This window comes from Sulfuricaulis sp. (assembly GCF_049587675.1).
Taxonomy (GTDB): Bacteria; Pseudomonadota; Gammaproteobacteria; order Acidiferrobacterales; family Sulfurifustaceae; genus Sulfuricaulis.
Window position 1 is genome coordinate 1 of the sequence record NZ_JBAVEJ010000088.1, and the last position, 19622, is coordinate 19622.

20 protein-coding genes and 2 riboswitches are annotated in these 19622 nt (G+C 60.3%); all 20 genes read right to left on the reverse strand.

The window, feature by feature from the left end; all coding sequences use genetic code 11:
* Nucleotides 1–201: 201 nt before the first annotated feature.
* The 20 genes from tpx to prlC all read right to left on the reverse strand — a co-directional run bounded on the left by tpx (nt 202) and on the right by prlC (nt 19597).
* Entirely contained in the window at nt 202–702 is a 501-nt protein-coding gene (tpx, locus tag WB402_RS04510; protein ID WP_424205725.1) for a thiol peroxidase, read from the reverse strand.
* Nucleotides 703–720: 18 nt separating this feature from the next.
* Complete coding sequence (gene gcvPA, locus WB402_RS04515; RefSeq protein ID WP_424205726.1) at nt 721–2121, reverse strand: aminomethyl-transferring glycine dehydrogenase subunit GcvPA; 1401 nt, start codon at nt 2119–2121, stop codon at nt 721–723.
* 93 nt (nt 2122–2214) lie between these two features.
* Nucleotides 2215–2610: a glycine cleavage system protein GcvH gene (gene gcvH, locus WB402_RS04520; RefSeq protein WP_424205727.1), complete on the reverse strand. Its 396-nt coding sequence runs from the start codon at nt 2608–2610 to the stop codon at nt 2215–2217.
* A 14-nt stretch (nt 2611–2624) separates the two neighbouring features.
* Nucleotides 2625–3770 carry a glycine cleavage system aminomethyltransferase GcvT gene (gcvT, locus tag WB402_RS04525; RefSeq protein WP_424205728.1) on the reverse strand — a complete coding sequence of 382 codons (1146 nt, stop codon included), beginning with the start codon at nt 3768–3770 and terminating at the stop codon, nt 2625–2627.
* Between the two features lie 69 nt (nt 3771–3839).
* A riboswitch (glycine riboswitch) is annotated at nt 3840–3924 on the reverse strand.
* Between the two features lie 20 nt (nt 3925–3944).
* Nucleotides 3945–4039: riboswitch (glycine riboswitch) on the reverse strand.
* A 111-nt stretch (nt 4040–4150) separates the two neighbouring features.
* Nucleotides 4151–5074, reverse strand: coding sequence for a hypothetical protein (locus WB402_RS04530; RefSeq protein ID WP_424205729.1), 924 nt, complete (start codon nt 5072–5074; stop codon nt 4151–4153).
* A gap of 110 nt (nt 5075–5184) precedes the next feature.
* On the reverse strand, nt 5185–6858 hold the full coding sequence (locus tag WB402_RS04535; protein ID WP_424205730.1) for an ABC transporter permease: 1674 nt from the start codon (nt 6856–6858) through the stop codon (nt 5185–5187).
* Nucleotides 6859–6995: 137 nt separating this feature from the next.
* Nucleotides 6996–7994, reverse strand: coding sequence for a Fe(3+) ABC transporter substrate-binding protein (locus WB402_RS04540; protein WP_424205731.1), 999 nt, complete (start codon nt 7992–7994; stop codon nt 6996–6998).
* Nucleotides 7995–8050: 56 nt separating this feature from the next.
* A complete protein-coding gene (locus WB402_RS04545) occupies nt 8051–9460 on the reverse strand; it encodes a 4Fe-4S binding protein (protein WP_424205732.1) in 1410 nt (469 codons plus the stop codon).
* 27 nt (nt 9461–9487) lie between these two features.
* A complete protein-coding gene (locus tag WB402_RS04550) occupies nt 9488–9832 on the reverse strand; it encodes a cupredoxin domain-containing protein (protein WP_424205733.1) in 345 nt (114 codons plus the stop codon).
* 9 nt (nt 9833–9841) lie between these two features.
* Nucleotides 9842–10069 carry a hypothetical protein gene (locus WB402_RS04555; RefSeq protein ID WP_424205734.1) on the reverse strand — a complete coding sequence of 76 codons (228 nt, stop codon included), beginning with the start codon at nt 10067–10069 and terminating at the stop codon, nt 9842–9844.
* A gap of 39 nt (nt 10070–10108) precedes the next feature.
* Nucleotides 10109–11629, reverse strand: coding sequence for a carbohydrate porin (locus WB402_RS04560; protein ID WP_424205735.1), 1521 nt, complete (start codon nt 11627–11629; stop codon nt 10109–10111).
* Nucleotides 11629–12189 carry an iron transporter gene (locus WB402_RS04565; protein WP_424205736.1) on the reverse strand — a complete coding sequence of 187 codons (561 nt, stop codon included), beginning with the start codon at nt 12187–12189 and terminating at the stop codon, nt 11629–11631. Before WB402_RS04565 ends, WB402_RS04560 begins: the two co-directional genes overlap by 1 nt.
* 62 nt (nt 12190–12251) lie before the next feature.
* Entirely contained in the window at nt 12252–13043 is a 792-nt protein-coding gene (locus tag WB402_RS04570; protein WP_424205737.1) for a hypothetical protein, read from the reverse strand.
* A 90-nt stretch (nt 13044–13133) separates the two neighbouring features.
* Complete coding sequence (locus WB402_RS04575; protein WP_424205738.1) at nt 13134–13982, reverse strand: FTR1 family iron permease; 849 nt, start codon at nt 13980–13982, stop codon at nt 13134–13136.
* A gap of 28 nt (nt 13983–14010) precedes the next feature.
* A complete protein-coding gene (locus tag WB402_RS04580) occupies nt 14011–14352 on the reverse strand; it encodes a cupredoxin domain-containing protein (RefSeq protein ID WP_424205739.1) in 342 nt (113 codons plus the stop codon).
* A 152-nt stretch (nt 14353–14504) separates the two neighbouring features.
* Nucleotides 14505–15542: an FAD:protein FMN transferase gene (locus WB402_RS04585; protein ID WP_424205740.1), complete on the reverse strand. Its 1038-nt coding sequence runs from the start codon at nt 15540–15542 to the stop codon at nt 14505–14507.
* On the reverse strand, nt 15529–16302 hold the full coding sequence (xth, locus tag WB402_RS04590) for an exodeoxyribonuclease III (RefSeq protein ID WP_424205741.1): 774 nt from the start codon (nt 16300–16302) through the stop codon (nt 15529–15531). The genes WB402_RS04585 and xth overlap by 14 nt, the downstream gene beginning before the upstream one ends.
* Nucleotides 16303–16337: 35 nt before the next feature.
* Nucleotides 16338–16901, reverse strand: coding sequence for a glutaredoxin domain-containing protein (locus WB402_RS04595; protein ID WP_424205742.1), 564 nt, complete (start codon nt 16899–16901; stop codon nt 16338–16340).
* Nucleotides 16902–16904: 3 nt separating this feature from the next.
* Entirely contained in the window at nt 16905–17528 is a 624-nt protein-coding gene (locus WB402_RS04600) for a TIGR04211 family SH3 domain-containing protein (RefSeq protein ID WP_424205743.1), read from the reverse strand.
* Between the two features lie 11 nt (nt 17529–17539).
* Nucleotides 17540–19597 carry an oligopeptidase A gene (gene prlC, locus WB402_RS04605; RefSeq protein WP_424205744.1) on the reverse strand — a complete coding sequence of 686 codons (2058 nt, stop codon included), beginning with the start codon at nt 19595–19597 and terminating at the stop codon, nt 17540–17542.
* Nucleotides 19598–19622 lie beyond the last annotated feature (25 nt).

The window sequence follows — 19622 nt, forward strand, 5'->3', positions numbered from 1 at the left end:
CGCGACTGGCCCACGAGACAGGAAGTCTCGTTGGGCCAGCGCCGGGACCCAAAGCCGCGGAGGCGAGGATCAGGGCGCCATCCGGGGCGTGCTTTCTTTGGTTTCTTTCTTTGCACGAGCAAAGAAAGAAATCCGCCCGCGGTGCGGGGAACCGCAATTAGCTTTTTCATCATCGCCGAAGGCGATTCGACCAAACTATCCTCACTTAAGCGCTGCAAGCGCTTTATCGTAATTCGGTTCCTGTTTGATCTCAGGCACCAGCTCGGTGTGCACGACCTTGTTGTTCTCGTCGATCACGACGATGGCACGCGCGGTGATGCCGGCGAGCGGGCCGTCGGAGATGAGCACGCCGTAATCCTTGGCGAAGTTGCGGCTGCGCATCATCGAGAGTGTCTTCACGCTGTTGGTGTTCTCGGCACTGCAGAAGCGTTTCTGCGCGAACGGCAGGTCGGCGGAGACGATCAGCATCACCGTGTTTGGGTGCTTGGCGGCCTGCTCGTCGAATTTCTTCGTCGAAAGCGCGCAGGTCGGCGTGTCGAGGCTCGGCACAATGTTCAATAATTTCTTCTTGCCCTTGAAATCCGCGAGCGACAGGTCCTTAAGATCGGCGTCCTGCAGCTTGAAGTCGGGCGCGGGGGCACCGACCTTGGGCAGGTCGCCGTTGGTGTTGATGGGGTTACCACCGAGTGTGATCTTGGCCATGGTCGTGTCTCCTCAGAATTAGACGTTGGGGTTTGTTTTGACAGCGCACGGCGGGTCCAGCCGGCGCCTGCTCACGATGCGTTCCAGATGGAACGCATATTGCTCGATGTCTTCCGGCGTGCGGGTTTCCGTGGCGCACACCAGTAGCGACTGCCCGAGATGCGGATAATGGTCGGTCAAATCGTAGCCGCCGAGTATCCCCTGGGCCTCGAGCGCACGCAGCGTCTCCGGAACCGGCACATCCAGCCGCAGCACCGCTTCGTGGAATACCGGGCGGTCGAATACGCGTGTCACGCCGTCGATCGCCGTGAGTTTCTCAATGAGCGCGAGGGTGTTGGCATGGCAAGACCGAGCCACGCGTTCCAATCCCTCCGGCCCCAGCAGCGCCATATAAATCGTGGAAGCTGTCACCACCAAGCCCTGGTTGGTGCAGATATTCGAAGTCGCCTTGGAACGACGGATATGCTGTTCGCGCGCCTGCAGTGTCAGCGTAAACCCCGGCTTGCCGTCCTTATCGACCGTACGCCCGATAATGCGGCCGGGCATCTGCCGCACCAGCACTTCCTTGCAGCACATGAAACCGTAGTAAGGTCCGCCGGAAGACAGCGGCGCGCCCAGCGGTTGGCCTTCGCCCACCGCGATGTCCGCACCCTTCGCGCCCCATTCGCCGGGCGGCGTGAGCAGCGCCAGCGCCGTGGGATTCACCAGCCCGATGGCGAGCATATTGTGCGCGTGCGCCCAATCGGTCAGCGCGTCCACATCTTCCAGCACGCCGAAGAAATTGGGCTGCGGGATCACCAGCGCGGCGAACTCGCCGCCTTCGTATTGCTTGAGCGAATCCGGAATGATGTTGCCGCATTCCATGCACAGCGGAATTTCCACGAGCTCGATGTTCTGGTTCGTGACGATGGCGCGCACCACGCGCCGGTAAATCGGATGCACCGTGCTCGGCATCAGAATCTTGCGTGCCTTCTTATGGGCACGGACAGCCATCAGCACTGCTTCCGCCAGCGCCGAGGCGCCGTCGTAGAGCGAAGCGTTCGAGATGTCCATGCCGGTCAGCGAGGCCATCATGGTCTGGTATTCGTACAGCAGCTGCAGCGTGCCCTGGCTCGCTTCGGCCTGATACGGCGTGTAGGCGGAGTAGAACTCACCGCGCGAGACGATCTCCCACACCGCCGCCGGAATATGGTGCTCATACACACCGGCGCCGATGAAATTGGCATACGCGCCATCCTGGTTGGCGCGCGCCTGCATCAGGCGCGTGACTTCCATCTCGCTCAGGCCTACCGGAACCTGCGTCAGCTTGCCGGCGCGGAGCTTTTCCGGAATTTCATCAAACAAATCGTCAATCGACTTGACGCCGATGCTTTTCAGCATCACTTTGATATCGGCGTCGGTATGCGGAATAAACGGCATGTGTTAATCCTATGAGTTTTAACCGCCAAGGCGCCAAGGACGCCAAGAAAAACTGAAGTTAACTGATATCATCTTGGCCTCTTGGCGGTTCAATCAGTGTTTCTCAGACGCAACCAGCGCTTCGTAGGCCTTGGCATCGAGCAGACCGTCGAGCTCGGCCTTGTTCGCGGGCTTGAGACGGAACATCCAGCCGGCGCCGTAACAGTCCTTGTTCACGGTCTCGGGGGAATCGGCGAGCGTGGCATTAGCCTCGACGATCTCGCCGCTGACCGGCGCGTACACGTCGGAAGCCGCCTTCACGGATTCGACCACACCGCATTCCTTGCCGCTTGTAACTTTGGTCCCGGCCTGCGGCAGTTCGACGAACACCATGTCGCCCATGAGATCCTGGGCGTGGTGCGTGATGCCGACGATGACGCTGCCGTCAGCGTTCAGCTTCACCCATTCGTGCGATTTCGTGTACTTAAGATCTTTCGGAATATTGCTCATGATTCCCCTCGCTTTTAAAGACAACTCTTGCCATTGCGGACAAATGGATATTTGACGACGCGCACCGTCGCGGGCTTGCCGCGCAGGTCGACCGTGACACGATCGCCGATTTTCACCGCGGCCGGTACGCGCGCCAGCGCAATGGCCTGATTGAGCGTGGGCGAAAAACTGCCGCTCGTGATTTCGCCTTCGCCGGCACCATTGCAGATCACCTTTTGATGGTTGCGCAGCACGCCCTTGCCTTCGAGGATCAGCCCGACGAGCTGGCGCGGAACGCCCTGGGCCTTCTGTTTATCCAGCACCTCGCGCCCGATGAATTTCCGGTCGGACGGTTCGAGCGCCACGGTCCAGGCCAGCCCCGATTCCAGTGGCGTGGTGGTTTCGTCCATGTCCGAGCCGTAGAGATTCATACCGGCCTCCAGACGCAGGGTGTCGCGCGCGCCCAGCCCGATGGGGGCCACGCCCGCCTCGTTCAGCATCTGCCAGGTGAACGGCGCGGCCTTGGCGGGAAGAATAATCTCGAAACCATCTTCGCCGGTATAACCGGTGGTGGCGATGAACAGCTCACCCACGGTCGCGGCATGAAACGGTTTGAGGGCACCGGCCGGTGCACGCAGCGCCTCACCCAGCGCCTGATAGACCTTCTCTTTCGCAATCGGTCCCTGCACCGCGATCATCGCCAGATCGTGGCGCGGTATTACCTCGAGCCCGCTGACGTGCAGGGACGCACTAATGTCGCGAGAGGCAGGATGCCGGGAGCGACCGAATTCCTTGGCCGCCGCGTTCACCCACGCCATGTCCTTGTCGCGCGTGGCGGCGTTCATCACCACGCGGAACCACTGATCATCCATGTAATAGACGATAAGATCGTCGATGACACCGCCCTTGGCGGTGAGCATGCAGCTGTACAGCGCCTTGCCCTTCGTCTTGAGCTTGTCGACGTTATTGGCCAGCAGCAGGCGGAAGAAATCGCGGACCTTGGCGCCCTTCACGTCGACCACGTTCATGTGCGAGACATCGAACATCCCGCAGTCGTTCCGCACCTTGTGGTGCTCCTCGATCTGGGAGCCGTAGTGCAGCGGCATATCCCAGCCGCCGAAGTCCACGATCTTGGCGCCCATCTTGAGATGGTTGTCGTATAACGGTGTGCGGTTACCCATGTGAAACCTTTCCTGTCGGACAAGCCGGCATTGGTCGCAAAAAACAAAAAGGGCGATGGCTTCAAAGACCATCGCCCCTCTGTCCGGTAACCTGAGAGCTTGAGCCCCTTCGGTGGGTGAGCCGTGCGGCCCGCCTCTCTCCAGAGACGACCCAAGGCTGCATCAACAGCCATGGTGAATCCTGCGGTCCTTTTGCCTGAGCGATTCCGGGCGGGTTGCGCCTTCGGCGCCACGCGCATCATCCGCGTGGTCTCTCCCGCAGGAGAGCGTGTCGAGGGCGGGACTATAGCGCAGCCCCCTGCGGGCGCCAAGCCGCGCAAAATTCTACGGGAATTCGAAGCCCTGTCGCGCCTCGTTTCCGCGCGGGCCGTAAAAGGTCTTCACCGTGAAGCCGATCGGGACGGACGGGTGGCTGGTGCAGCGCCGCACAGTTCGCGATAGGGAATGGAATGTTCGGTGCTGTAACTCACCACCCATCTCGAATTGCCGGGCAACCCGAGCGAACCCCACAAGCGGTAGGTAATGTCCACGGGGCGTGCGGGAACCGTCGATGCATTCTGGATATCGCAGGGAATATGCACCCGGATTCTGGTGCCGCCGGAATTACCCTCGATCAGAACCTCGTCGGAGGTTCCGCGATAAGGCGCCGCTACCGAGGCCGTGATCTTTCCAGCGGCGGCCGATGTTTTGCTGTAACCGAGCAACGCTTCCACCGTGTTGACCCCCACGCCGCCGAGCAGGTGATAACTCTGGACCATCAGCGGTTTGCCGGACGGCGCGGCCGGACCGAACAGTTTACTGATATCGGCCGGGGTAACTTCCCTGCGGTTATTGTCCGCGCGGCAATCCGGGTGATATCGCGCGGGATAAGCGCCATTCCGCCCCGAATCGAAAAACTTCGCGATGAACCGGGGATACGATGTGCTCTTGCTCGTGTCCCAGTTCATCTGATGATCGATCCTGAACTGCTGTCCGGGCGACAATTGGGCAATGACGATCGGTGGTTGCACCGGCTTGCCTTGCGTGTCCGTATCGGCATCCCTCTGCGCAAGCACCATTTGCAAACGATGCGACGGACTGGTGGCAATCCACGTGGCGGTACCGAGGTTTTTCACGACGCCGGTAATGCGCACGCGCCCGGTAGTGGGTCCGGTTTTCGAAATCAGCGCCAACTCGATATTCGCGGCCGGGTCGGCGCAGGTGATGGAGGCCGGTGCCGACGAACCGTCAGCCGCTTCAGCGCCCAGGCTTAAAGCGACCAGCATCGCGGTACAGCATCCCATAGCGGTCAACAGGTATTTCATGTTTTTTTGAGGTGGTCGGCGGTAACTGTTCCCGCCCCGACCCCGAATTGCGAGAGATATTACACTGCTTGAGTCCGGTGCGGGAAATACCAACGCGCCCGGCAACCGGGTCAAATCCGGGACGTGGAGCGTCGCACCAGCATGACGACCGGGATCAGTCCCGCCAGCACCAGCGTCACCGCCGGCAGCGCGGCACGTTCCCACTGGCCCTCGGAGGTCATCTCGAAGACGCGCGTGGCCAGCGTGTCCCAGCCGAAGGGCCGCAGCAACAGGGTCGCCGGCATTTCCTTCATCACCTCGACGAACACGAGCAGTCCCGCCGACAGCAATCCGCTGCGCAGCAAAGGGACCGAGACGCGCCAGAGTATCTCGCGGTTGCTGGCGCCGAGACTGCGCGCCGCCTGCCACAGCGAGGGCTTGATGCGTTCGAAGCTGCTGTCGATCGGACCATAGGCCACCGCCATGAAACGCACACCGTAGGCGAGCAACAAGGCCACCAGGGTTCCCGTCAGTAACGGCCCCGCCGCGATCCCCAGGCCGGACTGAAGCGCTTGGGCCAGGTGCTGATCGAGCCAGACAAACGACAGCATGATACCCACCGCCAGCACCGAACCGGGGAGCGCATACCCCAGCGTCGCGAAACGCACCGCGCCCGCCACCCACCGGTCGGGCTTTAGACGATAGGTGTACGCGAGCAGCAAGGCACAGATGGTGGTCGCCACCGCGGCGGTAACGCCGAGGAAAACGGTATTGAAAAAGAACCGCAGGTAACGCGCGTCCAGATCCATGCGCGCGGTGCTCCACACCCAGCGCAGCAATTGCCCCAGCGGAATGACGAATGCCAACAGCAAAACGATGCCGCAGGCGGTGGTGGCAAGCCATGCGCGGGAACCGGCTAGCCGGTAGCGTTCCACGCGCTCCTGCCGTAACGCGACGTGATAGCGCGCGCGGCCGCGCAACTGCTGTTCGCCGATGAGCGCCAGTGCCACGAACAACAGCAGCAACGATGCCAGCTGCGCCGCGGCGGGCAGCGAGAACAAACCCTGCCAGGCCTTGTAGATCGCCGTGGTGAAAGTATCGTAGTTGAACACCGTGACCGCGCCGAAATCCGCCAGCGCTTCCATCAGCGCCAGCGCCACGCCGGCGGCGAGTGCCGGCCGAGCCATGGGCAGAGCCACGCGTCCAAACGCGGCCCAGGGCGTCAGACCGTATACACGCCCGGTCTCGAGCATGCGCCGTCCCTGGGCGAGAAACGCGGCACGGGCGAGCATGTACACGTAGGGATAAAACGCGAGCACCATGACGCCGATGACCCCGCCGGCGGAGCGGATCGGCGGAAACCAGGCGCTGCTTCCAAACATGCTGCGCATCATTCCCTGCACCGGACCGCTGAAGTCGAGCAGCGCCACGGACACGAAGGCGAGCACGTAGGCGGGGACGGCGAGCGGCAGCATCAGCGCCCAGTCGAAAATCCGCCGGCCGGGAAACTCGCACATCGCTACCAGCCAGGCCAGTCCGGCGCCCAGCACAAAAACACCCAAGCCGACACCGAACATCAGCACCGCGGTATGGCGCAACAGCTCACCGAGGACGGTATGGGCCAGATGCCGCCAGACATCACCGGCGGGCGTGAGCCACGCGAGCGTCACGATCAGGATCGGCGCCGCCACCACGCCGGCGATAATGAAGCTCGCCAGGCGCCACAGACGGACGTTGACGTTGAGCCAGGTGGAAATGCCGCTTTCCGGCGGTGCTTGGCGGAGATTTTCTGCGGTGGCGCTCATGTCGGTTCGGGCCTTTTATTGATTATGGCAGGAAGAACGAGCGCAGCGAGTAGGGCTTCTCGTCATAGGGCAAGACGAACGGAGCGAAGCGGAGTAGGGCTTCATTTATGTCAGCCCAAACCCGCCACGCGGAATCTTTATTTATACCCCGCCCGGTCCATCAGCATGACGGCCTGCGCCTGGAGTTGCCCGGCTTTCGACACATTAATAGTGTCCTGCTTGAATCTGCCCCATGCCGCGACGCTCGCGTGCGGCTTGATCTTAGGATTGACCGGGTACTCGAGGTTTTCGTCCGCGAACAGACTCTGCGCCTTCTTTGAAGACAGCCATTCGAGGAATTTCACTGCATCGGCACGATGCCTGGCATGCGTCGTGACCCCAGCGCCCGAAACATTGACGTGCACGCCCCGGTCCTTCTGGTTCGGCCAGAACAGCGCGATCGGCGCTTCGGGCTGCTTCTGCTTGAGCCGGCCGTAATAATAGGTATTGACGATGCCGACGTCGCATTGGCCGGCGACAATGGCTTCCATCAGCTTGGTATCGTCCGGGAATACATCCGTCGCCAGATTCGCGACCCAGGACTTCACGATCTTCTCCGTCTTGGCTTCACCCAGGCGCGCAATCATCATCGCCACCAGGGACTGGTTGTATACCTTCTTCGAGGTACGCAGGCACAGCCGGCCTTTCCACTTTACATCGCCCAGCGCTTCGTAAGTCGAGATCTGCGAAGGCTTCACGCGTACAGTGCTGTAAACGATCGTGCGTGCGCGCACCGATAAACCGAACCAGCGGTTATCCGGATCGCGCAAATGCGCCGGGATATTGGCCATAAGCACCTTCGAATTCACCTTGGCAAGCACACCTTCCTTGGCCGCGAGCCACAGGTTGCCGGCGTCCACTGTGATCAGCATGTCCGCCGGCGTGTTCGCGCCTTCGGCCTTGAGCCGCTCCAGCAGTGGACCTTCCTTGTCGGTGATGAACTTGATCTGCGTGCCGGTCTCGGCGGTGTAGGCGTCGAACAGCGGCTTGATCAGCTGTTCGTTGCGCGCGGAATAAACGACGATTTCGTCCGCCGCCATGGCGGGAAACGCGAGCATTACGATCAGCAACACCATGGCCTGTTTCAGGAAACGCATCTCACTCTCCTTAAAAAATAACGATCAATGAAATATCGCTGGCTGTCTTTCAGTGCTCACCATACAAAGAACTGAATGAACCACATGCCGGCGGGCAGTGCCATGCCGGCGAGCACGGTTCCGAACGCCAACAGGCGCCGTCGATAGGTCGTTCCGGTTTTCGCCAGCATGCGCCACGCGAGCCACGCACTCCAGCCCACCGCCGCGACCAACAACGCCGCGCGTACCGGGAGAACCCATGCGAGCACCATACCCTCGGCCCGCAGCAACGTCACCGTGAGCATGCTCAGGCCGAGGAAGGCGCCGATCCCGGCGAGCGGAATGAGCGCATAGGCCAGACGCCAGCATTCACCCGGCCGCCTCAGCCATTTTTCCGCCACCCACAGCGAGGCCAGTATCCAACCGCCGGTAACAAGCGCCACCGTACCGATATAAAAGAGCACCATCAATCCGTCGAGCCAGGTAAAGATGTCGTTCGCCTCGGGGTAATGCGTGAGCAGCCACCACGGGGCGTTATCGGCCAGTAATGCATAGGAGTCATGCGCCACCAGCCAAGTGGCGATGGATTGCTTCAGCGCCACGAACCAGGGACTCGCGCTCCATTGAAACGCCCCGAGCGCCACGCCGAGCACGCCGAACAGCAGCAGGATCACCTCCCAGCGTGAAACCGCGCCGGGTGAAAGCCTCAGCACCTCGGCGTTGGGCGAGCGCGCCGCCAACTGCACCGCGTCGCGATGCCCGCTGCAACGGCCGCAGGCGTGGCAGGCGGAAGCGCCGGTCATACGCGGAATGTCGATGAGCGTGGCACACGCGGCCGCGGGCGTGCTGGCGGGTTTTGATCTCCATGCCGCGCGGTCCACATGGAAATGCACCGGCGCCAGACGCGCCAGCAACCCGAATACGCCGTTGGCGGGACACAGGTAGCGGCACCACACGCGCGCGCCGCGCCCGTACACATAGCCCACCGCGAGCGCCATGAGCGACGAGCCGCCGAGGATCAGCAGGGTGGCCTTGGGATACTCGTACACGCTCAGCAGCTGGCCGAAAACGGTGGTCATGACGAAGGCCACGAATGGCCAGCCGCCCCAGCGAATCCAGCGCGGGATCGGGTATTGCAGACCGCGGCGACTGACGAGTTCCGTGAGCGAGCCTTCCGGACAAAACACGCCGCACCACACGCGACCCATGAGCATCATCGACACCATCACGAACGGCCACCACACGCCCCAGAATGCAAATTGCGCCAGACGCGTGAGATTGTCATATACGTGCGCCGAGTCCGGCGGCAACGGCAGAAACGCCGGAATAATCACCAGCGCAAAATAAACCACGACCACCGCCCACTGGATGGCCTGAATGACGGATCGATGCCGCTGCATGGCATCGCCGAAAGACTGCAACCATCCGGTTTTGCGGCGAATGAACGTGACCGGACTTACGATGACGTTTTCGACTTGCGTATCCATGTTCAAATATCCACCGCGCCTTTCAGATCACTTGACGACGATCCGGCCCTTCGCCGTCTCGGGATGAAACTCGCCATAGAACGGATAAACGCCCGGCTTGAGCGCGGGAAACACCAGAAACGAGGTCGCCCCCGCCCCCAGCACCTTTTCCCGGCGCGGGTTATCGGATTCGAACTCTTCCGGACCCGGCCCCTCGTTGGTGATGATGATCTTGAAGCGCGTGCCGGCGGGCACTTCGATGGTCTCCGGGTAAAAGCGTCCACCCTTGGCCGTGAGCTTGAGCGTAAGCAATTCCTCGGCCCCCGCGAATCCGGAGCCGGCGGCGAGCCACAGCGCGGTGGCGACGATGAACTGGGTGCGAAGTGTGATCATGGGCGCACCTCAGTTCGCCGCGCGGCGCGGCGTCGCGGGCAGGATCGCGCCCTGGGTGGCGGTTTGCGCCGCTTCGAGCAGCGTGGCGCAGAGCGACAGGAACGCTGCCATGGTGAGGCGCAGGCTGGTGTGACCGACGTGCAGATGTACCGTTTCGCAGTCGGCGCAGCGTTCGACCTGGCACACGGTACAATGGGCCAGAATCTGTCTAACTCCGGTATCGTGCTCGGTATTCATGATGCGCTTCCTCCTTTTACAGAACGGGGTTGTCGTGAATCAGAATGTGAGCTGGGCGCGCAGACCGATCAGGTTCATGTCCTTGGCGCCGTCGCCGGCGGGGCGGCTGACATGCTGCAGGTCCGGCGACAGATCGAACTGCTTGTTTATGCGCCATCGGTAATACAGCTCGATGAGCCTCTCGTCCCCGCTGGCCGCATAGCCGAAATCGGCGTTGCCGTCGGCGTCGGCATCCAGGGTCGGCGCATCGTTGCGGAAGTCGGCACTGGTGCGCATTTGTCCAACGGCCACGCCCACGGCATCCGCACCTCGGTCCCAATAACTTCCGCCGAACTCGGTGCCCAGCGTGAGCGCCTGGTCGAAACGCACCTTGCCCTTGGTCTGGTGGCCGTAGCGGCCGAACAACGTCGTGGCGTCGCCGACGCGCTGGTCCACGCTCAGCCCCCAGCCGGTATGGACCTCGGTCATGGTGTCCGCCTCGTTGGCGTAGGGCGTGGCCTGGCCGTTGCGCCAGAGATAGATACGGTAGTTGCCGTTCAGACCGCCGAAGAACTTTTGTGCTGTCTCGAGTTGAGCGATGACGAAGGGTTTCTCGAAACTGTTCGAGAACTGTGCGCCACTACCCGCGCCGAAGACGCCGAGCGAGGCGTCCCAGGTGAGTGGCCTTTCCGTCTCGTTGTGATAGGCGAAGCGCAATCCCGGCGTGAAGCCGAAACTATCCACGCCCACGTCTCCACCGGCGTCGAGCAGCGGGTTGTGCACGAGCGCGGTGTTAAGAAAGCGCGTGGTCTCGTCATCGGCGATGGCGTTCTGGTCGAAGAACAGAAACGGATCCATCTTGCCGAAATTGAAGCTGAGACTTTCGCGCGATTGCGGCTTGAAACCGCCGAGCGGCAGCGGCACGTCGAGCTGGTACCAGGCTTGCGCGAGCAACACGGTGGCGTCGTCTTCGGGTCGCGCCCCCTGGACGTGGAAACCGGTCGCGTTGACGCCACCGAACGTGGGCAGGATGCGCGTAAGCCCGTCGCCCTGGCCCATGCGGAAGTGCGCGAACAGCTTGCCTTCGGCGTTGCCGATCTCGCCGCCGGGTAGGCTCACGGAAACGTCGGTGCGGTAGTTCCACTGGCTCTCGCTCGATCCGTCGGTGGTGGCACTGCCGCTGGCGTTTTGCGCCACGGTCGTGAACGAGACACCTGCGGTAATTCCTTCGAGCGATTCGATCGTGCGCGCCTGCTTCTGCATCGAGAGTGTCTGGAATTCCACGGCCTTCAGACGCGTGGCGAGTTCCGGTTCGCTTTCGCTGACGCGACTGCCTTCCAACGCCTTCTCCATGTCCTCGTTCTTTTTCTCGAGCCGCTTGATGCGCTCGAGCAGTTCCGTATTCGAGGGATCGGCAGCGAACGCCGGTCCAGCGCCGGCGAGTGCCAGACCGATGGCGCCGGCCAAAGCGCCGCGACGTAACAGCGGCACAATCTTTCGATATGGCAGAACGAACGAGCGCAGCGAGTAGGGCTTCTCGTCATTAGGCAGGACGAGCGAGCGTAGCGAGCAGGGCTTCATTAATAGCCTCCCTTCTTACCGATACCGGCGAAGGTGAAGTCATACTCGACCGTGAAGCTCTTGAACCAGGGGCGCACGCCGGTGAGCCGATCGGTGTGGCGTCCGAAGTGCTTGCCATAAGGGTTTTCCGGGGCGTTCGGAGGATAGATGGTGTACTTGAGATGGTACTTGCCGGGGCCGACGAGCTTGACGTTGTCGCCGTAATGCGGACCGTCATTGGCCACCATCGGCATGAAATCGCCCGACGCCTTCCACTCGGCGCCGACCTTGCTGATCTCGTACTTCACCAGCAGGTTCGGAATCCATGCGCCCTCTCCAAATCCGTTCGGGTTGTCGCCCAAGGCATGGATATCAGCCTCCATGTGCATATCCGATTCGGCGGCCTTACGCATCATGCCTTCCGGCTCCATTTCAACCGGCTGCAGATAGACCGCAGCAATCTCCATGCCGCTGCGTTGTTGCGGCTGACCGATGGGATATTCCACCGCACCCGACGTCGCCGGCAGACCGGCGAAACCTAACGCTATTCCAATGACAACTGACCGACTAAACATATGCATTGTTTTGCTCCTCGCTTTTCATTGCCGTTCCGGTTCCGGCGCGTAGCGCCCAGACCCGATTCTCAAAATTCCCATTCAACCCGGGCCCGCACCAGTTGCTGCTCGCTCGCCTGGGTCTGTCCAAAAGCGACACCGAGACTGGCAGACAATCCATGTCCGAACATGATGTCCACGGCGGGAGATATCAGGTGTTTCTGTTCATCACGGCCTTCGAAATCACGCAACGTCCCAAAGTCGCCAAAAAAATCCAGGCGCGGATGCCAACGTTCATCGAACCGGTAGATCACTGAAGCCGCGTACTGAAGCTCCCAGCCGATATCCTCTTCCGCACCCTTCAGGACTTTCTCGAATATCGGATTTACGTCGAGCGTCCATTTGCCGAAATCCTTCTCGATAATGCCGCGCAACTCCAGTTCGGCATCATTGTCATCGTTGCGCGGGAATTCGACTTCGGCGTACAAACCGAGGTCCACCGGCAGTTCGCCTTTTTCGGCAAACCGTGTGCGTGCGTGCCAGCGGCTCGCCTTGAAATCCCAATCGTTCTGGCCGCGGGCGCGCGAATAATCGACGTAGCCGGCGATTTCGGTTTTTTCGGTGATGCCGTAACTGGCTTCGAACGAAGTGCGGGTCAGTCCCTTGTTGTTGTCTGGCACCGGCATGTCCTGGCTTCCCCGAAGCGTGTAGGCCGTGAAGTTTTCCAGCTCCACTTCACCTTGGGCGGCGGTTTTGTACGGATAGACTTCGAGCTCGAAATAATTGAGAGCGTGTGCGGCATGACTGAGCAATAGTGCCGTGCCTCCCAAAAGCATGCGGCTCGCGAGCCATGGAATGGATTTAATGTTGTTGAATTTCATGATTTTTTTCGTATATATCGTAATGAGAATTATTTACATTTAGATGGCAAAAAAATACCGGCGGAATAAATTAAATATGTTTCTTCTCGGCTAGGTTCCGACGGCATTTGCCGACTGGACTTTTGCGGAAGCGGAAGGAGCGCTGCCGTAAAAACGCATGAGCACGGCGATGCCGGCAAGCGTGGCAGCATAAAACAAAACCTGCATCCCGCTCGGATGATCGGCGTAGCCGACCAGGGTCTGCAACACCCGCCCGAGAATGCTGTTCTGCGCCACTATGCCTGAGGTGTCCCACATGGACTGCACCAGCGGCGGCAACAGGTCCGCCTGCGTCAGAAACCCGGCTGCTTGTGCCGCCATGCCGGCCGCGAGCAGCGTGATCATCCATGTCGTCACCGTGAACAAGTGCCGGCTCGAGATTCGAAGCAGGCCGCGATACATCAGCAGACCCGTCATCGCACCCGATAACAACCCGATCAGCCCACCGGACAACATCAGTCCGGGTGAATCCTGCTGGGCGACAGCGATGCCATAGAGGAATAACACGACTTCCGATCCTTCGCGCAATACGGCAAGACCGATGACCACCGCCAGCATGGTCATCGAACGGCTGCCCAGCATGACGGCCTCGCCCATGTCGCGCATGTGTTGCGCCATTTCACGACCATGGCGTTTCATCCACACGTTGTGCCAGCCGAGCATGACAACCGCGAAAAGCATGATTCCCGCGTTGAAAACTTCCTGCCCGACGCCGGCAAGCGCGGAGGAAATCGCGTCGGCAAACCACGCCACCAAACCCGCTCCAGCCACACCGGCCATGATCCCCGTGCTGATCCAGCTGACGCGCCGGGCAAGCCCCTGGGTGGCGGCGAGCACGATACCGATGATGAGCGCCGCTTCCAGCATTTCACGGAATACGATTATGGTAGTTGCCAACATGACGCTGAACTCCTGAACTGATTTGAGCTTACTTGGCTACGATCTGGCCTTGGGCTGTCTCGGGATGAAACTCGCCGATGAACTTATATGTCCCGGGTTTGAGCGGACCGATGAAGACTTCCGCGGTTTTTCCGGCCTTGATGATTTTCTCCCGGTTGAGATCCGAACTTTCGAATTCTTCCGGTCCGGGTCCGTCGTTCTTGATGACCAGTTTGATCTTCTGGCCAGCCGGGATTTCGACCTGCTCTGGGGTATAACGGCCGTCCTTGATGGTGAGATTGAAGGCCGGCAGGTTTTCAGCGTGCAGCGGCAGCGCGATCCCCAACGACAGCAACAGCGCCGGCACCATTACCCAATGTTTGACGATCATGATCTCTACCCTTTCTCTGGTTTTAATGTCACGCCACGGATTGTTTCATAATCTTAATCTTAATGCCAATCGTTCTCAATTAGATTCAGTTGTCATAGACCTGCGGTCTTCGCTGCCGGAAAACCGTATTAACCCATTGATCTGAATTATATTTACTGGCCCTGCGCAGTTGGAGCGGCAAGCCAGAGTTTTTCCATGCCGGGCGAACTCCACAGCTGACCCGCCTGATCGACGATAAGGCCGGAGAGCCCGGGTGTCTGCGAAATCAGGGCACGGCCCCACGCCGTCCCGCGGACCATGATGGCGAGGGTATAACCGTTGACCTGTTCGAAGTCGTTTGCCACCAGTGTCACCTGTTGCGGGCCTTCAGTGGGATAACCCGTGCGCGGGTCGAGGATGTGGTGATAACGTTTTCCGTCCCTGAAAAAATATCGCTCGTAATCACCGGAGGTCACCACCCAGCCCTGCGTCAATTCAACGGTGCCAAGCAGCACATCCCCGCGCCGGGGATGGCGAATGCCGATACGCCAGGGTCGTCCCTGATGACTCCCCATGACGGCAACATCGCCGCCGCCGTTGATCATTGCGTGTACGATGCCGTGCTGCTTCAGCGCCTGCATGCCGGCGTCAAGAATGTAAAGCTTGGCGATGCCGCCCAAATCCAGGCGCATGCCGTGTTGCTTGAGCAGCACGGTCCGCTTCTTTTCATTCAATATGACATGGCGGAAATTCACGAGCGGCAATGCCTGCCGGATCTCGTCCGGCGATGGCATGACGGGATTATCCGGATCGAAGCGCCAGAGCTTGAGCGAGCCGACTGTGATATCGAAAGCTCCATCGCTGCGCTCCGATACCCGCCGCGCCATGACCAGCACCTCCATCAGTTCGCGCGAAACCGTCACCGGCTGAGCGCCGGCCTGAAGGTTGATCCGACTCACCATGCTGTCGGGATTGTAATGATTCATCATGTCCGACAGGCGCGACATCTCGCGGTACGCGTCGTTTACACCCTGTTCCAGAACCTCGCGCCGGGGCCCCTCGACTGTCATGCTCACCAACGTGCCCATCAGGGGACGGGAATCGGCGTATTGCCGAAGTTCCGCGGCCACGTCGCCCGAACGGATCAATACTGTCACGAACACCGGCAAGGCGACGACAAAAACGGACAGGAGGCGCTTAGGATACGGCATGGAATTCGGCGACGACCGGGGCGTGGTCGGAAGGCCGTTCGTGTTTCCGGGGTTCGATATCGATACGACAGCCGCGGCATTCCGACGCCAGGACGGCGCTGCACAAGATGTGATCGATACGCAAACCGTGATTGCGGTGGAAGGCCCCCGCGCGATAATCCCACCAGCTGAAGCATTTATCCGGCTGGTCGAACTTCCGAAATACGTCCAGCAAACCAAGCCGGAATAAGCCCCGAAACGCGGCACGCTCTTTCTCACTGAAAAGCACATGGCCCTCCCAGCGTTTCGGGTCGTGCACGTCGCGCTCGTCCGGCGCGATGTTGTAGTCCCCCAGCAGTGCCAGCTTCGGATGAGTTTTCAATTCTTCGGCTAGGTATTTTTCCAGCGCCACGAGCCAGGAAAGCTTGTAGGAGTATTTCTCCGACCCGACTTCCTCGCCGTTCGGCACGTACACGTTAACCACACGCACACCGTCGATAGTTGCCGCGAGCAGGCGCTTCTGCACACCGTCCGCATTGGGCAGTGAGGTGATGATTTTTTCGGCCGTTGTTTGACTCAGCGTGGCGACACCATTGTAGGTTTTCTGGCCGGTGTAAACTGCCTGATAGCCGATATCGCGAAACGCCGCGACGGGAAAATCCACGTCGGTAATCTTGGTTTCCTGCAGGCACAGGATGTCCGGGGCCTCTTTCTGGAGCCACGCCAGGACCTGCGGCAGGCGCACGCGAATGGAATTCACATTCCATGTCGCGATTTTCATGGACAGGGGTATCCGGCCTTCGGCTTCAGGCCGGTTTAATAACGGCGGGCGGGGCGGTAACCGGAATCGCTTGAAGCCGGGGCCTTATCATTTCCCTGGCTCTCGCTCGCGGAGGGCTCAGTTGTCTCGATTTTTGGATAGCCGACCCCGTCCAGCTCACCTTCCAGCACGGATTCAACATAACCCTTCATGACTTTCTCACCGATCAAGATCGTGGGTGCCGACAAGGATCCAATTTTTTTCTTGAGGGTCTGCTGCAGTTCCGGATCGGTATTCAGGTTTTGCTCGGTAAACGGCACCTTGCGCTTCTGCAGATAAAGGCGCGCGAGGTCGCAGGAACCGCAGTCGGGAACCGAATAAAGAACAACCGGAAATTTCTCCACGACCTTGGCGAGCTTATCTTCCTCCTTGTGCTTGTTGCCAGTGCCGGTGCCGAGCACTTTCTCTTCGACGCGATAGCCAGCGCCCTCCGGCGGCGGCTGATCGTGATAAGAGATACGACCTTGGCTGTCCACCCATTTGTACAGGGTGTCCGCCTGCGCCGCGGGAATTCCGATCGCCATCAGCGCCGTGACAAGCAACAGGTTTATCCGTCTCATGGTTTAAATCCTCAAATACATGCCGCCTGATCGTTTGCGTATGGACTCGCGCAGCCATTTAACACCGGCGGCGAAACCAATCCCTAGCATAGCAAAGGAAATTCCCAGCCACAGGTAGCTGAAGCTAAAACCGGCGTCCTTCGATGATTTGCCGACCGGCGGCGGCACGACGGGTGGCGGTACCGGCACCGGGGTCACCGTTGGCGGCATGACAGGTTTGTCCGCGACTTTCTGCTCAAGTGTTTTAATTGTTGCCGCCTGTTCTGTCGCGGTGGCCTGGGCTTTCTTGAGCTGTGCCTGCGCCTCCGCCGCCTGAGACTTGCTCCTGGCCAGATCTTCCTGAAGCTTGACCAGTTGCAATCGGGCGGGGGCGTCGGGGGTGAGAAAACGCGCCTCGACCCAACCCACCGTCCCCTGCAGATCGCGAACTTGCACGAAATTCTCGACCCGCTCGATCGCCTCCAGGGGTGTACCGGTCTCGATGGTTTTCACCACCGCGCCGGTTTCCGTGGCTTCGGCGCGCAAGCCGATGCGCATGTGCTCGGCGACATATAAGGTTTCCGCCCGGGCGGTGGTGAAAATACCCAACATCGCCACCACCAGCAGAGCGCGATGACTTCCTGTCATGGTTCCTCCCGTCAAACCGTCAAACCGGAATGCCGCAGCAGCGCATCGATCTTCGGCGCACGGCCGCGGAAATTCACGAACAATTCCATCGGTTCATGCGATCCCCCCTGCTCCAGAATATTCTGCAGGAATTCGAGACCGGTGGCACGATCGAATACGCCACGCTCCTCGAACTTGCTGAACGCGTCCGCCGATAACACCTCGGCCCATTTGTAACTGTAGTAACCGGCGGCGTAGCCGCCGGCGAAAATGTGTGAAAAACCGTTCTGGAAACGGTTGAACGCGGGGGGGATGATCACGGCCACTTCCGACCGCACTTCATCTAATAGCTGCTGCACGCTTTTTCCGCTGTCCGGTTCGTAGCCGCTGTGGAGGCGCATGTCGAACAGGGAATATTCCAACTGCCGCACGAATTGCATCCCCGATTGGAAGTTTTTGGCGGCAATCATTTTCGCATAAAGATCGGCTGGTATCTTCGCGCCGTTCTGGTAATGCCCGGCAATGAGATCCAGCGCTTCACGTTCCCAGCACCAGTTTTCCATGAACTGGCTCGGCAATTCGACCGCGTCCCAGGCCACGCCGTTGATGCCAGCAACACCGACGTAGTCCACCCGGGTGAGCATGTGATGCAGGCTGTGTCCAAATTCGTGAAACAGCGTGATGACTTCGTCGTGGGTGAACAGCGCCGGACGACCTTCGACCGGCGGCGAGAAATTGCACACGAGATAGGCCACCGGCACCTGCACGCCGCCGGTGATGCGCTTGCGATTGATGCACTCGTCCATCCACGCGCCACCGCGCTTGTTGGCCCGGGCATACAGGTCCATGTAAAACCGCCCGCGCACCTCACCCGCCGCGTCGCGGATTTCGTAGAAGCGCACATCCGGGTGCCACACCTCGATGCCTTTGACCTCAGTAATCTTCAGGCCATATAACCGTCCGACCACCTCAAAGACGCCGGGCACGACCCGGGTTTCCGGAAAATAGGGGCGGACGTCTTCCTGCGAGAAATAGTACTTGGCTTGCTGAAGCTTCTCGGAATAGTACGCGACGTCCCAAACCTCAAGCTGCTCCACGCCGTGCGTCTCGCGGGCGAAGCGTTTGAGCTCTTCGAAATCCTTCCACGCCGCGGGCCTGGCGCGCACTGCGAGGTCATTCAGAAAGTCCATCACCTCGGTGACGGTCTTGGCCATACGCGTTTGCAAGGCGTACTCTGCGTAGTTCGTAAACCCGAGCAACTGCGCCGACTCACGGCGCAGCTTCAAGAGGCGCACGATCAGTTCGCTGTTGTCCCATTTCCCCGCCGTTGGTCCCTGATCGCTCGCGCGTGTGGTAAAGGCCTCGTACATCTGTCTCCGCAGTTCGCGGTTGTCGGCATAGGTCATGAAGCCGATAAACGACGGTCCCTCGAGGATGAAGCGCCATCCTTCCAGATTTTTTTCCTGTGCGTCCTGTCTGGCCATGGCGCGCGCGGTCTCGGGCAAACCGGCCAGATCCTGTTCGTCGCTGAGACGCAAATCCCAGGCCTGGGTGGCGTCGAGCACGTTTTCCGTGAACTTGCTGGCGAGTGCCGCAATCTCCTGTTGCAGCTGTTTGAAGCGCGCCTTTTCCTGCGGCGGCAGTTCCGCGCCGGCGAGGCGAAAATCGCGCAGGGTGTTTTCGATTATCTTTTTTTGCGCCTGGGTCAGTTTTGAAAATTCCGGGCTCGCGGCGATGGTCTTGTAACCGGCGTAAAGCCGCTCGTCCTGCGCCAGTTCTGTGAAGTAGTTGGTGACCTTCGGCAGACCAGCGTTGTACGCCGCGCGCAGCGTTTCGCTGTCCATGACCGCATGCAGGTGCGACACCGGCGACCACATGCGCACGAGCCGCTCGCGCATATCCTCGATCGGCTGGGCGAATCTGTCCCAGCTGCGGACAGTCGCGGCCGCAAGCAGATTTTCCAGCGCTCGGCGATTTTCCGCCAACACCTGCTCCAGCGCCGGGCCGACGTGTTCCGGCAGAATGGCACTGAAACGGGGCGGTTGCGTGAGATCGAGCAGGGGGTTGGAGGCGAGAGAGGTGTTTTCCATGCAGAACTATTATAACGTGCCGACC

Coding starts and splice junctions, on each gene's coding strand:
- xth (WP_424205741.1), bottom strand. CDS start 16,302: ATGAAAATCGCGACATGGAATGTGAATTCCATTCGCGTGCGCCTGCCG.
- tpx (WP_424205725.1), bottom strand. CDS start 702: ATGGCCAAGATCACACTCGGTGGTAACCCCATCAACACCAACGGCGAC.
- WB402_RS04570 (WP_424205737.1), bottom strand. CDS start 13,043: ATGAAATTCAACAACATTAAATCCATTCCATGGCTCGCGAGCCGCATG.
- gcvPA (WP_424205726.1), bottom strand. CDS start 2,121: ATGCCGTTTATTCCGCATACCGACGCCGATATCAAAGTGATGCTGAAA.
- WB402_RS04560 (WP_424205735.1), bottom strand. CDS start 11,629: ATGAAGCCCTGCTCGCTACGCTCGCTCGTCCTGCCTAATGACGAGAAG.
- WB402_RS04530 (WP_424205729.1), bottom strand. CDS start 5,074: ATGAAATACCTGTTGACCGCTATGGGATGCTGTACCGCGATGCTGGTC.
- WB402_RS04580 (WP_424205739.1), bottom strand. CDS start 14,352: ATGATCGTCAAACATTGGGTAATGGTGCCGGCGCTGTTGCTGTCGTTG.
- gcvT (WP_424205728.1), bottom strand. CDS start 3,770: ATGGGTAACCGCACACCGTTATACGACAACCATCTCAAGATGGGCGCC.
- WB402_RS04585 (WP_424205740.1), bottom strand. CDS start 15,542: ATGCCGTATCCTAAGCGCCTCCTGTCCGTTTTTGTCGTCGCCTTGCCG.
- WB402_RS04575 (WP_424205738.1), bottom strand. CDS start 13,982: ATGTTGGCAACTACCATAATCGTATTCCGTGAAATGCTGGAAGCGGCG.
- prlC (WP_424205744.1), bottom strand. CDS start 19,597: ATGGAAAACACCTCTCTCGCCTCCAACCCCCTGCTCGATCTCACGCAA.
- WB402_RS04555 (WP_424205734.1), bottom strand. CDS start 10,069: ATGAATACCGAGCACGATACCGGAGTTAGACAGATTCTGGCCCATTGT.
- WB402_RS04535 (WP_424205730.1), bottom strand. CDS start 6,858: ATGAGCGCCACCGCAGAAAATCTCCGCCAAGCACCGCCGGAAAGCGGC.
- WB402_RS04550 (WP_424205733.1), bottom strand. CDS start 9,832: ATGATCACACTTCGCACCCAGTTCATCGTCGCCACCGCGCTGTGGCTC.
- WB402_RS04545 (WP_424205732.1), bottom strand. CDS start 9,460: ATGGATACGCAAGTCGAAAACGTCATCGTAAGTCCGGTCACGTTCATT.
- WB402_RS04595 (WP_424205742.1), bottom strand. CDS start 16,901: ATGAGACGGATAAACCTGTTGCTTGTCACGGCGCTGATGGCGATCGGA.
- gcvH (WP_424205727.1), bottom strand. CDS start 2,610: ATGAGCAATATTCCGAAAGATCTTAAGTACACGAAATCGCACGAATGG.
- WB402_RS04565 (WP_424205736.1), bottom strand. CDS start 12,189: ATGCATATGTTTAGTCGGTCAGTTGTCATTGGAATAGCGTTAGGTTTC.
- WB402_RS04540 (WP_424205731.1), bottom strand. CDS start 7,994: ATGCGTTTCCTGAAACAGGCCATGGTGTTGCTGATCGTAATGCTCGCG.
- WB402_RS04600 (WP_424205743.1), bottom strand. CDS start 17,528: ATGACAGGAAGTCATCGCGCTCTGCTGGTGGTGGCGATGTTGGGTATT.